The 15,556-nt window shown below is 47.6% G+C and carries 14 protein-coding genes; 8 read left to right on the top strand and 6 right to left on the bottom strand.

The genetic code is table 11. The features are described from left to right. Positions 1–13: 13 nt before the first annotated feature. The 3 genes from G358_RS0106455 to G358_RS0106465 all read left to right on the top strand — a co-directional run bounded on the left by G358_RS0106455 (position 14) and on the right by G358_RS0106465 (position 2,800). Complete coding sequence (locus G358_RS0106455; protein ID WP_019636382.1) at positions 14–937, top strand: ABC transporter ATP-binding protein; 924 nt, start codon at positions 14–16, stop codon at positions 935–937. Continuing rightward, positions 937–1,734: a hypothetical protein gene (locus G358_RS0106460; RefSeq protein WP_019636383.1), complete on the top strand. Its 798-nt coding sequence runs from the start codon at positions 937–939 to the stop codon at positions 1,732–1,734. The genes G358_RS0106455 and G358_RS0106460 overlap by 1 nt, the downstream gene beginning before the upstream one ends. Before the next feature lie 175 nt (positions 1,735–1,909). Further along, complete coding sequence (locus tag G358_RS0106465) at positions 1,910–2,800, top strand: divergent polysaccharide deacetylase family protein (protein ID WP_019636384.1); 891 nt, start codon at positions 1,910–1,912, stop codon at positions 2,798–2,800. On the opposite strand, the gene G358_RS0106470 is transcribed toward G358_RS0106465, so the two are convergent. After that, a complete protein-coding gene (locus G358_RS0106470; RefSeq protein WP_019636385.1) occupies positions 2,787–3,488 on the bottom strand; it encodes an N-acetylmuramoyl-L-alanine amidase family protein in 702 nt (233 codons plus the stop codon). The two genes, G358_RS0106465 and G358_RS0106470, sit on opposite strands and share 14 nt — an antisense overlap. Positions 3,489–3,750: 262 nt before the next feature. Between G358_RS0106470 and G358_RS29520 the strand changes: the two genes are divergently transcribed. Next, positions 3,751–3,951, top strand: coding sequence for a YqzE family protein (locus G358_RS29520; RefSeq protein WP_019636386.1), 201 nt, complete (start codon positions 3,751–3,753; stop codon positions 3,949–3,951). A gap of 114 nt (positions 3,952–4,065) precedes the next feature. Here the strand turns inward: G358_RS29520 and G358_RS0106480 are convergent, their stop codons facing one another. The 3 genes from G358_RS0106480 to G358_RS0106490 form a co-directional block, all read right to left on the bottom strand. Continuing rightward, complete coding sequence (locus G358_RS0106480; protein ID WP_019636387.1) at positions 4,066–5,130, bottom strand: hypothetical protein; 1,065 nt, start codon at positions 5,128–5,130, stop codon at positions 4,066–4,068. A gap of 142 nt (positions 5,131–5,272) precedes the next feature. Continuing rightward, entirely contained in the window at positions 5,273–6,208 is a 936-nt protein-coding gene (locus G358_RS0106485; RefSeq protein WP_019636388.1) for a YqhG family protein, read from the bottom strand. Positions 6,209–6,214: 6 nt separating this feature from the next. Further along, a complete protein-coding gene (locus G358_RS0106490; RefSeq protein ID WP_019636389.1) occupies positions 6,215–7,981 on the bottom strand; it encodes a DEAD/DEAH box helicase in 1,767 nt (588 codons plus the stop codon). 706 nt (positions 7,982–8,687) lie between these two features. Here G358_RS0106490 and G358_RS0106500 point away from each other — a divergent pair. Both G358_RS0106500 and G358_RS0106505 read left to right on the top strand, forming a co-directional pair. Beyond that, a complete protein-coding gene (locus tag G358_RS0106500; protein WP_019636391.1) occupies positions 8,688–11,405 on the top strand; it encodes an adenosylcobalamin-dependent ribonucleoside-diphosphate reductase in 2,718 nt (905 codons plus the stop codon). A gap of 704 nt (positions 11,406–12,109) precedes the next feature. Beyond that, a complete protein-coding gene (locus G358_RS0106505) occupies positions 12,110–13,012 on the top strand; it encodes a copper amine oxidase N-terminal domain-containing protein (protein ID WP_019636392.1) in 903 nt (300 codons plus the stop codon). Positions 13,013–13,180: 168 nt separating this feature from the next. On the opposite strand, the gene G358_RS32960 is transcribed toward G358_RS0106505, so the two are convergent. Together G358_RS32960 and G358_RS0106510 are read right to left on the bottom strand one after the other, a co-directional pair. Continuing rightward, a complete protein-coding gene (locus G358_RS32960; RefSeq protein ID WP_157274278.1) occupies positions 13,181–13,654 on the bottom strand; it encodes a hypothetical protein in 474 nt (157 codons plus the stop codon). A gap of 258 nt (positions 13,655–13,912) precedes the next feature. After that, positions 13,913–14,146: a hypothetical protein gene (locus G358_RS0106510; protein WP_019636393.1), complete on the bottom strand. Its 234-nt coding sequence runs from the start codon at positions 14,144–14,146 to the stop codon at positions 13,913–13,915. Between the two features lie 183 nt (positions 14,147–14,329). Between G358_RS0106510 and G358_RS0106515 the strand changes: the two genes are divergently transcribed. After that, positions 14,330–14,866, top strand: coding sequence for a GNAT family N-acetyltransferase (locus tag G358_RS0106515; protein ID WP_019636394.1), 537 nt, complete (start codon positions 14,330–14,332; stop codon positions 14,864–14,866). A gap of 149 nt (positions 14,867–15,015) precedes the next feature. After that, positions 15,016–15,084 carry a putative holin-like toxin gene (locus G358_RS33815; protein WP_240479970.1) on the top strand — a complete coding sequence of 23 codons (69 nt, stop codon included), beginning with the start codon at positions 15,016–15,018 and terminating at the stop codon, positions 15,082–15,084. Positions 15,085–15,556 lie beyond the last annotated feature (472 nt).

Raw genomic sequence — 15,556 nt, forward strand, 5'->3', positions numbered from 1 at the left:
GGGGATCAGTTAAATGCAGTGGAATGCAACGGTCTTTGAAGCAAAAGGGTTAACGAAGCGGTATGGGCCAGCTTGTGCTCTTCAAGAAATCAACATGAGGATCAGGCCTGGGGAGATATACGGGTGCATTGGAGAGAACGGAGCAGGTAAAACGACGTTGATGCGGATCATTGGCGGACTTGTTCATCCGACGAGCGGAGAAATTTCGCTTTTTGGAATAAGCGATCGATCCCAGCTTCATGCCGTAAGGCAGCAGATTGGGTTTCTCATTGATACGCCAGGTCTATATCCTCATTTAAATGCGGAGCAAAACCTGGCTTTTTATTGCCATAATTACGGCATTACGGATCAGCGCAGAATAGCTGGCGTATTGGAACAAGTATCTCTGTCAGACACAGGGAACAAAAAGGTGTCGGAATACTCCTTGGGAATGCGTCAACGGCTTGGCCTCGCCATCGCCCTGTTGAATCAGCCGCAATTTCTTGTACTGGACGAGCCAATCAACGGTTTGGATCCATCCGGAATCATCGAGTTGCGGAACATTTTAGAGCACTTGGCCAAGGAAAACGGCGTGGCGATTTTAATATCCAGCCATTTTTTAAACGAGCTGCAGTTATTGGCCACTACATTTGGATTTATGCACAAAGGACGATTAATCCATGAGATTTCTGCCCGGGAGTTGCTGAAAACAGGGGGGACGCGAATATGCGTCCAAACCTCAGACCCTGCCGCCACGGCGGAAATCTTAAAGCGGGAGCTGCAAATCGCTGAAATCTCTATGACCAGCGCCGGGGACGTATATATTTCGAAAGAAAGCACGGATATGGAAAAGCTGATGTCAGTGCTGCTAAGGCATAGCATTTCCATTCAAGGCATTCACCTGTCAACCCCAAATCTTGAGAATTATTATATGGATTTAATTGGAGGGAACAGTTGATGAGAAATATTCTAAAAGGCCAGGTTTATTATTTGAGGAAGGATGTCGTGTTTAAAGGGATCTGCCTGTTTTTTTTGCTGTCGGGCATCATCCTTCCAGTATGGCTCGGGTCAAAGAATGGTTTTCAGATGGATAATCCGCTGGAACCGCTAAGAAAAATGATGTCATTATCGCTGATTTTGTACTTTATTATCCCAATACAGGCCTGCTTCTTTATCACGGAAGGGTTTGAAAATGGCTCAGCGGCCAACCTGATCGCTTCAGGCCAGCGCAGGTCGTTTTATTTTTTAGGGAAATATATTTCGGAAATGAAGGTGATTGGATGGTTCATTTTCCAATTCTGTGGACTTTACCTCATCGTGTACATCGCAGCAGCTCTTTTAACAGGGGCTTCCGTCGGGTTTAGCCGAATACAGGAAGATGCCGCGGCTGTATTCTCTATACTGGGGTACAACCTGCTGTATTTGGCAGCGTATGCTGCAATCATCATGATGGCAGGAGTGCTCGTGAAAAAAACGGCTACGGCCGTAGTCATAACGTTTGTCACTGTTTTTGGCGATTTTTTACTCGGCGGATATTTGAAGGATTCCTCGTCCGCATTGCTGAAGGGGATTTCTGACCACACGCTGATGACCCAGATTTTGAAATTTTCCGGGATGTACTTGTCCAATTCACAAATTGTTACGCTTTCCGGGTTCCATGAGCACTTGCGTACAATTTTGATTCCCATCCTGATTATTGGCGTTTGCCTAACCGTGGCAGTGATCTGTTTTGAGAAGAGAGACCTGCGCGTTTAGCGGGAAAAGCGATAAGGTAGTAATACAAACTGAGCTGGCCTTAAATTGAACAAAAAATCCATGAGACGAATCAATCAAGTCAAGGACAGTCATAATAGGAGAGATGGGGTGAATATTAGCGGATGTACACCGCATTCGGCTTTTTTCTAAACAAGGCATAACAAGGAGGACTCTTATGTATGAAAACATCATGAAGTGGAGTATTCTCGGAAAAATATGCTGCTGCGTATTGGCATTTGTAATGTACATTCCAAACTCACTTGCTGAATGCTTTGGGGAACCGTTGTATTTTTCACAAGAGGATTCGCCCGGTAAACCAGGAAAAGAGAAGTTGGAGAACGTTGACAAGAAGGTCGCGGTCATTATCGATGATCTTGGCAATGGTATGCAGGGAACAGAGGAAATTATGGGCACTCCAATAAAACTGACTGTCGCGGTTATGCCATTTCTGTCTACGACGGAAGCCGATGCGCGCAAGGCGCATGAAGCGGGTCATGATGTACTGATTCATCTTCCCATGGAGCCAAAGGACGGCAGCGTAACATGGCTTGGTCCCGGCGCGGTTTTCGTTAAAATGACAGATGAGGAAATACGGAAGCGGGTTGAAGCGGCGATCGATAATGTACCGTACGCGATTGGCATTAACAATCATATGGGCTCCAAAGCGACCGGCGATGAACGGGTCATGTCGATTGTTCTCGATGTTTGCAAGGAGCGGGGGCTGTTTTTTGTAGATAGCAGAACCAATTACCGCTCGGTTATCTTTAAGCTGTGCGAACAGAAAAGGATGACACAAATCAAAAACGATATTTTCCTTGATGATGTCCATACAGATGCCCATATTTCGGCTCAGTTGAAGAAGGTTGCAGAGCAGGTGCAGACGAAAGGTAAATGTGTAACCATCGGCCATGTAGGTACAAAGGGCAAACGGACAGCTGCGGTTTTGAAAAAATTCATTCCTATGTTTCAGGAGCAGGGAATTCGCTTCGTCGGCATTTCAGAAATGATCGACTATACAAATAATCCCGGCGGAGGATCACCGGGAGCAGGGTTCATATTGCCGTAAAATAAGCAAGTATTCCTCCATAAAGCGCTTCGGCAATTTTCTGTTGACCGCGTTTGCTCGTGAGCATGGCGCGGTCTTTTGCGTTGCTCAGGAAGCCTGTTTCGATGATTACGGCAGGGCAGTCGACATGCTTAAGCAAATAAAAAGGCTTGCCATGCTGGGGAAGGGACGAGGTGCCGTTTAAGCTGTTCAGTGCATTCTGTATGGAGGAAGCAAGCAGCACGCTTCGGCCTTCGTTCTGATGCAGGACGATTGGCCCGCGCTTTGCTTTGTTTCTGCCCCAGTTTACATGAAGGCTGACGACGATTTCGGAAGGGAGCTCTTCACTAAGCTGCTTGCGCTGGGCTAAGTCTCTTAAGTGGCGTGAACGGCTGCGGGACCACCGGTTATCGTCGCTTAAGGCGTAATCGCCGGTCCTGTTCAGAATTGTCCGGTAACCATGACTGCGAAGGATCATATAAAGTCTGCGTCCAATTTCCAAGGTAATGTCTTTCTCTAAAATACCGCCATAAGAGGTGCCTCCATCAATTCCGCCATGCCCGGCATCAATGAGAATGACCGGCTCAGGAAAGGCATGCCGAAAGGGATTATCCTCATTCTCAGCAGCTGTACAGGAGCGATACATGCCGCCATGTATATTGCTGAAGACCAAGATTAGTGCAAATAAAAGGGTGCAATAACGTTTCATGAATTCACCTCGCAGTCTTGTTTGTCCATAGAATGAGCCAGAACTTGCAAAATCATGCATTGCGCAGGGCGGAATTACGAGGTGTCGAAATGTAGTCGACCGACCGCCGTCATGCAGCGAAGCTAGACGTTTTTGTTACTGGCAGTCCCTTCATGGTTTAGGGGGAGGATCCGCGGTGCAAACTAATGATACAAACTAATGATACAAACTAATGGTATACAGGCATATTGATGAAGAAATTTTGGCAGAAGGAGGGGGAAAGATGGCTAAAGGCGATGAACTGGTCAAGTACATTACCGAACGGGTCGTCGATTATGTGGAGACGCCGAAGGATGTTCGCCGTACCCGGGCAAAGGGGAGGGAGCCTTGGAGCCGCAGATGGTTTGGGATGATTCCTTTTAGCCTGGGCATGTGGTGGGGGCAGATGGCTCACAAGTTGCCATATTCCACAAAACGGAAGTAGCTGGCCCGCACGAAGTAGTTGGCCAACGAAAGGAAGTAGTTGGCTAGCGTAAATGAAATAGAAAGAGCCTGGAGCTTATGCGTAAGGAGCTAAGTTCCAGGGCTTGTTGTTATTCTAACGGCCTATGCTGCTGTAAAATTGCCCTGCCTTTGCAAGTTCGTCGAAGGCGATAAAGCGCGGGGACGCGTCTGAGCCGGTCATAACGTAGACGCGCTCCCCAGCGGCATCGCCGCCCTGTCCCCAAATTTGGTAACCATAGACGGGCAGTGGCAGCGTATAATTGCGATCATCACTACGGGCCGCGAAGACAAGTGATTTGCGCTCAGAAAGCTCTCGGGTCAAGGCAGATGCCGTAAGCTGTAGCTTATCGCTTGCCAGCCACAGCAAATTGTCGTTCGGATCAAAGCTGTCTGCCGTAATTGTCGGCGGCTTAGGAGCGGCCATGGTTGTCCCGCTGGAAACAATGGCGGATGACAATTGAAGCGGGGCCGCCAGCAGCTTCTGCCAAAACGCTTCATTATCGGGTAGCGGATCGGCATTCCGGGCATCGCGGTACTGAAGGGCAAGCGCATCGTCATAGGCTGCTTGCGCTTGTATTTGCACTTGTCCGCCCTTGGCCTGGCTACTCCTGTTGATGATGCGCCATTCGGCAAGAACCGGCCCGGCATAAAGATGTTCAATCTGCAAATGTTCTGCTTGGAGCGCTTTGTCCGCCGGTGATGAGGCGGAATGTGTGTACAAGCTGCTCTCCGCTGCAAGCGCCTGCTGAAGCGCATCGGTATCGAACAACGGCTCTGGTCCGGCTCCGTATTCGATCAGGGCGTAGCCGCCAGACGGCCGTGCGCCGATAATAAGATAGCCTACAGGCTTGCCTTCCCGGTTTAACGTCACAAGCCAGGCGTGCATGCCGGGCCCCAGAGGCTGAAATTCCGGGCGGGCGCCACTCCAATCAGTAAACGGCTTACTGCCGGACAGCTTGCTGATCAATTGGTCCGCAAACTGGATCGCTTCCTCTGGAGCTGGAGCGGAAGCCGCCATGGCGAACAAGGCGGGCAGCAAGGATGGGCTGGATTGATCACGGGCTTGTACGATTTGCACGTTCGAAAAGGGAGCGGCGAGAACAGCCAGGCCCAGAAGCAGAACGAGGCTTTTTTTATAAGGAAAGCGGAACATGAACATGAAAGATCACCAGCTTTCGAAAGTTTGGTCGCGTTTGACTGCTTTCTATTTTAAAAGAGCGGCGCCAAGAAGGTTGTCTCAACCTGTCGCGTACAGCAGCTTCTATTTTTGCGGTCTTTTAGCGAGAACGGTCAACTATTCGTCACCGCAGCGAACGTAAATGGAAAATGCCGCTATTTATTGCGGATACGACAATCCTCGGCTCGTACTGCCAGCGAATTTCCTCACGACGCGATTCGTATTGCTCTTGAACGAGCTTCTTCCTTTCCTCATCCGGATCGCGAAGCAGGTCCGTATAGTAACCGTCGATCAGTTGCAGTTCCTCGCGAAGCCGCTCGCCAGCTTCCTCAGCCCAGGTTTGGTCGCAAGCTTCGATTTCCGCCCTGATGATTCGCTCCAGAGCTTTGCTTCCTTCTGCCAGTGATAGTCTGGTCGGCTCGATATGGACATTCTCCGGCAGCCGGGGAACGAGAGGGAGGGATTTCAGCCTGGTGCTGAAGGAAGTATCAATCTGCCCGGTCAGGAGGGAAATACCGAGTGAACGAAGCTCTTCTCTTTTCATATCGCAGCAAAATTCGATCTTGAAGTTGACGCCGAGCCAAGGCTCGTACGCCGCAGGCAGTAAGGTCATTCGCTGCCTTGGGGCCGTATTCTCGAATAGGTAGACACAGCGCCCCCTCCGATGCGCAGCATCGAATATTTGCTTGAGCCGCGGGCTGCCGAAGGCCAGATCTTCGCGCTGGATTCGTGCCGGGCCCAATACGGGCAGAGGTCGAAGCGCCCCGTAATGACGCCCGAGGATTTGATCTTCCTGGGGCTTAGGCTCACTTTGTTCGGCGGCTGCCAGTTCTGCATCATGGCGCTCGGCATCGAAGACGAATTTGAAAGTCATCGTTTGCGGCTCAGCTCCGGTGCGTTCGATAAAGCCCCAATAATACGGGCGGTTTGTTAAGTCCTTATCCGCCTGGATAGACAGCTTGACGGTAACGTGATGCGGCGATTTTTCGATAATTTGGCATTCGGTTATATCAAGGTAGGACAGTACATACTGTTGGATTTGCTTCATCGTCATCGTCATTGTTCCTCAGCCTCCCATGAGTTCCGTAAGATTTCCGCCGGATGAATCGCTTAGAGGTTCTTTGCTGTCCAGCTCATCCTTAATCTGGTGCAGCGTGTTGCCCAGGGAAGCAACGCGGCTGGCGATTTCCTCGTCGCTTTGCGATTCCAGCAAAATTTTGTAGATGCTCTTCTCCAGGGAGTGCTCCTTCTCAAACCGCTCTAAAATGACGTCGAGGCCGCCGATGACCATTTCGAACATATTGATTTTCTCGTGAAGCAAATTCAGAATGTGCTCCTCGATCGTGCCTTGTGTGGATAAATTGTATATTTTTACATCTTTTTTCTGTCCCAGGCGGTGTACTCTGCCTATCCGCTGCTCGACTCGCATCGGATTCCACGGCAAATCGAAATTGATCATTTGGTGGCAGAACTGCAGGTTGATTCCCTCACCTCCGGCTTCCGTGGCGATCATTACCTGAGCCCGGCCGCGGAACAGGTCCATCATCCAGTCCTTTTTGCCGCGGTTCATGCCACCGCGATAGGGCACGGCCGTCATGTTGCGCTCCCGGAAATATTTCAGCAGGTATTCCTGTGTTGCCCGGTATTCGGTAAACAGGATCACTTTGTCGTCCATTTCCCGAATGAGCTCCATGGCCTTCTCCGCCTTGCTGTTCGCCTGGATCGTTTTGATGATGCCGACCAGATCCCAGATGCGGTCGCGCAGCGGGGAATCAGGGGCGAGCTTCTTCGACAAATTGACAAGTGTGACGAAAACGGCGTCACGGCTGCTGCACACTTCCCGCTGCAGCGTAACGAGGGAGAGCATGCTGCTTAAGTTGCCGCCTGCGGCATGATATTGGTCTTTGACGAAGGAAGTTACCCCGTCGTATAAGTTTTTTTCCTCCGGTGACAGCTCGACATGGATATTGCGTACGATCCGCTTGGTAAATTCCAGCTCACCCTCACTGCGCCTGTTGCGAATCATTACTTTGGCGAGCTCGTCCCGCAACTTCTCTTCATTTTTAGGGATGCGCTTGTCGACTACGAAATTCGCGGCGAAATCACTTTGTCCGCCAAGTTGGCCAGGTTTTAACAGCGTGATCAAATTGAACAGCTCGCTAAGGTCATTTTGCACAGGAGTGGCGGTAAGCAGCAGGCAATATTTTTTGCGGAGCTGGATCATGAACTGGTAATTGGTCGTTTTTTTATTTTTCAACTTATGCGCTTCATCGACGATGACCAAATCGTACTCCCTGCTAAGCAGTAATTCCTTGTGCGGGTCCCGCTTGGCGGTATCCATAGAGGCAACAACGAAATCGTTGTCCCAGGAATGCAGCTTCTTCTGGGCTATGGCGGGAATGGCGAATTTCTGGTTAAGCTCGCGCACCCATTGAAGCACCAAGGAGGCGGGAACGAGAATAAGGGCATTGCGAACAAGGCCGCGAATAATATACTCTTTGAGAATCAGTCCGGCTTCAATGGTTTTGCCCAGTCCTACTTCATCGGCAAGAATTGCCCGTCCCCGCATTTCAAAGAGGACTCGGCGGGCGGTTTCTGTTTGGTGCGGCAGCGGCTCTACTCCATGGATGTGACCGAGGCACAGCATTTCCTCAAAGCTCGTTACGAGTGAAGCGCCTTCCGCTTCCATAGCGAGGTTAAATAGCTTCCAATCATCCCAAGGACCGCCTTTGTCCAGGCGGCTGTTCAAATCCTCGTACCAGGAGCGGTCGAATTCGACCGGGGGACCGGCCTGTGCGGAAGAACGCATGGGATTTGGAGGGTGCGGATTCATGATGTAAACCTCCCCTTTTCTGTCATCTTCTAAATTCATGTAGATGTAGTATGGACGAATAAGTAGAAATTCATAACTTCGGGAGAGGTTATGCATCATGGCATCATGTTGGGATATGTCACAATTGGGTTATGTCATAATCTGTCTCGGGAGCGATTCTGAATTAGGAAGGAAGGGCTGGCTGAAATGGTGAGACACCGGCGGCAAGTCTGGTGGGGGTAGAGGATGATATATACGGAGATAGGCAAATCTAAAGCCATGGCGGCTGGAGTGAGAATGCAGGTATGGCATGGAATGGTTTTCAGTGTTTTTTCAAAGGAAGAAACGAAAAATAGAGGGAATCCAAGCAAAGAGGAGATGCGCGGGATAAACGCCATTAATCTGCCTTAATTTTCAATGAAGCCAAGCTGTTATGTCGAGATGTTGTGTAGTATAATGATACTCGCCCACTACATATTGTGATTTATACATATAAAGATCGTTTATGTGATGTGGATGAGGGTAATAAATAAATAAGAAAAAGGTTAGAGAACAGACAGGAATCGGCGGTATTTGTGCAGGTGAGGCACTTGCGCAGCTACCGACATTTTTTTGCGTCCAGCAGAGGACAGATCGGCGATGAATGCTGCGGCAAGAAACGACAACCAATCTGTGAATGATGAAGAGTTAGGGCGCGAATAATAAATTTTTGAGGAGGGTGTTTTCTTTGAAAACAGAGCAGAAGCAACGTCTGGAGGGACTTAGTGAGAAAATCTTTTTGGACCGGTACGCCTGGAAAAACCCTGACCCGAGCGATGCAAAGGTCGGTGACGTAGTTCTAGTACTGACGAAGGATGATCCGAAGTTCCCTACGAAAGAAGTAGGCGAGGTTGTAGCGCGTGAAGGGCGGACGGTTACGGTGAAAACCCGCTCTGGCGAACTTGTGCAATCCGATGTTGAGAAGCTGACGTTGAATATCGAGAAAACACCGGAAGAAATGTGGGATCGCCTCGCTTCCGCCATGGCGTCGGTGGAGGATACGCCGGAGCTCCAGCAGGAGTGGGAGGAGAAATTCCGTTATGTACTGGACGATTGGAAGCTGGTACCGGGCGGGCGCATCGCCGCTGGAGCAGGAGCAAGCGATGAGTTGACGCTGTTCAACTGTTACGTGATTCCTTCGCCGAAGGACAGCCGCGGCGGCATTATGGAGACGCTGTCCGAAATGACTGAGATTATGGCGCGCGGGGGCGGAGTCGGAATTAACCTGAGCTCGCTGCGTCCGAGAAGGGCCGTCGTCAAAGGCGTAAACGGCTCATCCAGCGGCGCCGTATCCTGGGGCGGGCTGTTCAGCTATACGACCGGCCTGATCGAGCAGGGCGGCAGCCGTCGCGGTGCGCTGATGCTGATGATTAACGATTGGCATCCGGATGTACTTGATTTCATTACGGTGAAGCAAACGATGGGCCAAGTGACGAACGCGAACCTGTCGGTTTGCGTCAGCAACGATTTCATGAAGGCCGTGAAGGAAGATCTGGACTGGGAGCTCGTCTTTCCGGATACGACATATGAGGATTACAATGAGGTATGGGACGGCGACCTGGATAAATGGAAGGCTGCCGGCCGGAAAGTGAATCATTTCCGTACCGTGAAGGCGAGGGAGATCTGGCATACGATTATTGAATCGGCGTGGAAATCGGCCGAGCCGGGCGTCGTATTTATGGAATACTACAACCAGATGTCGAACAGCTGGTATTTCAACCCGATCATTTGCACGAATCCGTGCGGGGAGCAAGGTCTGCCGGGCTGGGGAGTTTGCAACTTATCGGCGATGAATCTGTCCAAATTCTATGACGAGGACAAGCATGATGTCGCCTGGGATGACTTGGCGCTGACGACACGTATTTCGGTGCGGTTCCTGGACAATGTTATCAACAAGACGCCTTATCATTTCGAAGAGAACGAGAAAAACCAGAAGAACGAGCGCCGCGTAGGCCTGGGTACGATGGGACTGGCTGAGCTGATGATCAAGCTGAACATCCGTTACGGCAGTCCGGAGTCTTTGGAATTCCTCGATAAATTATATGGATTTATTGCGAAGGAAGCTTACCTCGCTTCATCGGATATTGCGGCAGAGAAGGGCTCGTTCCCGGCGTTCGAGGCCGACAAATATTTGCAAAGCGGTTTTATGAAGGTAATGACCGAGGTATACCCTGAAGTTGGGGCAGCGGTTCGCGAGAAAGGCATCCGCAACGTCACGATCATCACCCAGGCGCCTACGGGCAGCACGGGAACGATGGTGGGAACGTCTACGGGAATCGAACCCTACTTCGCGTTCAAATATTACCGTCAGAGCCGGCTGGGCTTCGACGAGCAGTTTGTGCCGATCGCGCAGGAATGGATGGATGCGCATCCGGGCGAGAAGCTGCCGGATTATTTCGTGACGGCAATGGACCTGTCCGCTGAGGATCATATCCGTACACAAGCGGCAATCCAGCGCTGGGTGGACAGCTCGATCTCCAAGACGGCAAACTGTCCGGCCGACTTTACGGTAGAGGAGACGAAGCGTCTGTATGAGCTGGCTTTCGACCTCGGCTGCAAGGGCGTAACGATTTATCGTGACGGCAGCCGCGATGTGCAGGTTCTGCAGACGGAGAAGAAGGAAGAGAAGGCCGAGGTGGCCGAAGCTGGTTCGGAAGCTGCTGCTGCTGGTGCAAATTCTGCGGAGAGCGGTGCTGCTGTTGGTGGCACTTCGGCAGGGGCTGAAGGTTCGGCAGCGAACGCGGAGAAATCTGCGTTAAGCGGACTGGATCAATCGTTGTCCGCCGGGGTGGACCCAGGTGAGAAAACGGTGTTCGATAAGCAGTACAAGAAGCGTCCACAGGTTCTGCAAGGGGCAACGTATAAAATCAATACGCCGTTCGGCATGGCTTATATTACGATCAACGATTTGAACGGCATTCCGAGTGAGATTTTTCTGAACGTCGGCAAAGCCGGTTCCGATGTATTCGCGATGGCTGAAGCGCTTGGCCGCGTATGCTCCCTGTTCCTGCGCTATGGCGACCATGGACAGAAGGTGGAGCTGCTGATCAAGCATCTGAAAGGCATTGGCGGTTCCGGCGCTATCGGCTTCGGTCCGAACCGCGTCGAATCGATCGCCGACGCTGTCGCCAAAGCACTGGAAATCCACGTGCAGCATGGTCCGTACGACGACCACGATCCTGCTCCGGTGGCTGCGACAGTGGCGCATCACGAAGAGCAGGGTCAAGCGGGCGCGGGATCTGCAGGCAGCGTTGCGGCCGCTGGTGGACAGCCTGCCGGCAACGGCCATCATGCCGGTGCACAAACGTCCTCACGCGACCTGTGCCCATCCTGCGGCTCGGCTTCCCTGCTGAGCGTTGAAGGCTGCAAAACGTGCGCGAACTGCGGATACAGCAAGTGTTCGTAAGCGGAATGGGGTTCGCCGCAAATGTAAATTGTTGTCCGCTGTATTATCTTTTGTCACACTTTGTAAAATGAAATGTCACTCAATTTGATTATGGTGTCAAAGCCCGAATCCCTTGTGGATTCGGGCTTTTTTTTGTAATAAGCTTTCGAAAATAAGGTTGTTTGATATCAACGGACAAGTGGTTTGGAGCGAGTCGGAGTATTACCCCGAAAATCGTCAATCCGATGTTTGGATTGGCATAAGAATATAACGGTCTTCGACATAGTTGATTCGAATCCAGTTTATCAACACTTCAAAGCCAGCGGCAGCAATTTAAGCTACGTCGAATGGTTGGAAGAGCATTACAAGTCGGCTCAATCTCGGAAATAACCCAAATAAAAGAAAGGTTTAGCAGCATGCTGGACCTATTCTTTTATGGTATATGTTTTCACTTGTTAGTCAATCTATGCCACGGATAAAAGTGGGGCATTCCTGCTGAGGGTTTCACTTCGTAAAGAATGAAGGACTAGGAGCAGGGGTGAGAAACCACATTTACTATTTTTCACTGAGCATTTTTCTGGGGATGGTAACATTTTCCATAAAGTATGCGTCTTATTAGTAAAATGTGTTTAAGAACAATTCAGACGATAGAGGGCAATTGTCTTTACAGATCTCCTATACCTGAATTGATTTAAAACAACTAATTGAATTGGAGGAATTTCGTAATGAAAAGGATGGTTATTACAGTTTCATTGATATTGATACTTTGCGCGGCTCAGTCAACCTTAGTACTGGCAGAAATACCACCTAAAAAACCAACTCAAATCGTTGCAAATGGAGAATTTATTAAGGTTGACGTTGATCCTTTACTCGAACAGGGGCATTTATTTATTCCCATAAGATCACTTGCCTCACTTGGATTATCCTATAGTTTTAATTCTAACTCTAAGGTGGCTACTGTGAAAAATAAAAATGGTGATTACATCAAGCTGACAGAAAACAATAAAACGGCTCTTTATAACGAAAAGAGCATTGAATTAAACCAGCCTGCTCAAAATAAACAGGGGCGTTTTCTCGTACCTATTCGATTTGTCTCTGAAATTCTTGGATATAACGTGCAATTTGATGAAGTTCGCAATTTTGTGTTTATTTATTCAAATGAATCTAAGTCCGCCACTTCAAATAATAATACTTCTAATAATCAAGAAGATCTATATATTGCCAGGAGATTAGCTATTTCCTTACCGATTGTTACAAAGTTCAAATCACTCGGAAGAGAAGGCGTTACACAGGCATACACGTTTCCAGTAGGCCGCGCGGATTATTACTACTATAGTGATGGTCCGTTTACTACATTTGTTGAAGTGAAAAATGGTCAGGCCGTAGCACTAGGTCAACAACAAGTAGAAGATCGTTCTCCAATTAAGAAAACCGCGGGCAGCCTCTCACCAGACGTACCTTTAGACATAGATCCTGTGATGGAGCCTTATAAATTAGGTGCTGTGGTTTTTTCTAGTACTGGTATTGGCAAGGCTAGCGCAGCTTATATCGACGAAAATCATAATAGAATTGAACTCACACAGTACATGAATACCTACTGGGATATTATTCAAAAGATTCCTCAATAAATATGATGTCTTTGTGTCAAATATTTATTTCCTGGAACTATTAATAACAGCCAAGTTCAAAAGTAGATTTCTCTACCTTTGAACTTGGCTGTTTTTCAGGTCAACTATTTTACAACTTTGAACCCTTACAAATAATCCTCGTGTGGATAGCTATTTTCACCCTAGAACTTAGGGTTTCGTTAAAGATACAGTCAGATACCCATTACCTTTGGTCACAGTAAGTTCTTTCGGAATTGTATCATGAGTAGTGCCATCTGGCCAATAGAGTCTATTAAATGTTGTAACATTAACCGGGGTCCAAGATCCGCCTTGTACAGTTTGAATAGCGTAACTTTGGCAAGAAATTGGAGTCGTATATGTTCCCCATTGAGTGAGACTGCCTTTTGGAACGTTAGAACCAAAATCCTGATCGACTAGTCCAACAACTAGACGAGCATTGGTAATACCACTAGTTGGGGCAAATTTAGAATAAGTTTGTACTGTATTATTATCTACCTTAAATTGCATTGTACCATCTTTATTGACGGTGAATTCAATCGGTACTTGTCTCCCTGGAGCAAGTTGGTATGCACTTTTGATTGCATCACCATCCCCCGAAGGTGCAGTGAAATAATGCCACCTAGGCTCATGATTCGCAAACAATACAGTTTCTATCGCCCAGTCGCGTTGCTCCCTTAAAGCCTCTCAGGTTCGTAGATGCAAGAATGTTATTTTCAATCATATAAAGGATTCTAATGCTTCCAACTCGAAGTCTATAAATCGAGGATTCGCCTTGAATTTTCTTGATATCTCTTTCGGGAATTACGGGGGGATTCGGTGAGTAGTAATAAGTAGTTCGAAATTCGCTGTTTACTCTTTTTGTCGAGTTTCTCTAAGTGCTTGTATGCCCGCTTGGATAACTCAATTTTGTAATTCATCTAGAATATCCTCGAACTTTATAGTTTTCCCCTCAAGGTATTCCTTTTTTGCTTCTCTTATTGCCTGAAGGTCATCTTCTGTCAATGGCTCATCATCATATGGGATATGATAATCAGACGGATGGATAAGTCTTTTCACTAAATCAGCTACAAGAAGAACATCTTTTTCAGATAATTTATCAATTAGGTCTGTAAGCTCTTGTTTGCTTATGGCCATGGAAATTCAACTCCTTATTAGGATATTGACAGGAACATTGATTTTAATACATGATAACATATTTTGAAGGAATCGCTCCGAGATCGTCGATTAACTTCATCTAACAATGCGTTCATGCATCGGCGGACAAGCAGCCTCGATCCGGGAAATAAATCGAAGGTTATTTGAGGGCGCCGAACTGTTATGTCATACATTTTTGGAGACAGAATTGTTCTTAGAGAATACCGGGACTCAGATTTAGATTATATAAGGCAATGGGTTAATGATCCAGAAATAACTGACACTTTATCTGATAATTTCTTATATCCACATTCCAAGTATGAGACAGAATCTTTTTTTAGGACGATGGTTGAAGGTAAGTCTGGTAACAAGAGTTTTATCATAGCAGCAAAAGATTCCCAAGAATATATAGGTCAAATTGATCTATTCAAGATAGACTGGAAGAATCGATTTGCATTATTAGCTAATGTAATAGGAAGAAAAGAATTTTTAGATAGAGGTTATGGCAGTGAAGCAATTCGAATACTACAGAAATTTGCTTTCGAGGAACTAAATTTAAATAGGATTGAACTTGAAGTATACGAGTATAACGAAAGGGCCTATAAATGCTATCTAAAATGTGGCTTTAAAGAAGAAGGGAGATATAGAAAGAAGATATATAAGAAGGGGAAATATTGGGACAGTATTTTCATGAGTATTCTGAGAAGTGAATTTAAGTAGGTATAGTAAGAAAAGTCGTCTGCGAACAATTGTTCTATCAACTATTGGGCCAATATGGTAGAATGAGGAAGTACAATTGAATCTTGGGTGGGCGTGGTTTCCCTTCGAGAGGAGGTGAGACCATGGAGTTGAAAGACGTAATTACTATCATGATTCTGTTCGCAACATTCATCTTAGCTCTTTTAACATACATCGGGAATAACTACAAGAGAAAGTAAAAACCCACCCTAAGGTTTCACGGCCATAGGTGGGTTTTTGTGTCCTAATTGACTGAAGGGATATACCCATCCAAGCCAATTGTATAGCCGGGTGTTTGCAGCACCCGGTTTTCTAATACAAATGATACCATATCTATAAGAACATGAAAACCTGAAATCGAAATATTGATAAATATAAATTGGATAGATATGGACAAAATATTAAAAGAACAATTTGTTGTAACTCGAAGAAGACCGGAACATCCTGTAACACCCGTATTCACACGGCATGCCTGACGCCCTTGGTCTGCAGAGGGCTTTTCTGGGCGGCAGAATCAGCGAAAATGAATAGGAGATGAAATATGAATAAACTATCTCATGAAAAAGAATTGAATTCCCAGGACGCTGGCTTGGCGGAATTTCATTAATCGTAGGCCCTCTTCTAATGTTGCTTGGTGTAATACTCAGATATAAGTTTAACTTTTTGGCGGGC

Origin of the sequence: Paenibacillus fonticola DSM 21315 (genome assembly GCF_000381905.1) — a bacterium.
Lineage (GTDB): Bacteria > Bacillota > Bacilli > Paenibacillales > Paenibacillaceae > Fontibacillus > Fontibacillus fonticola.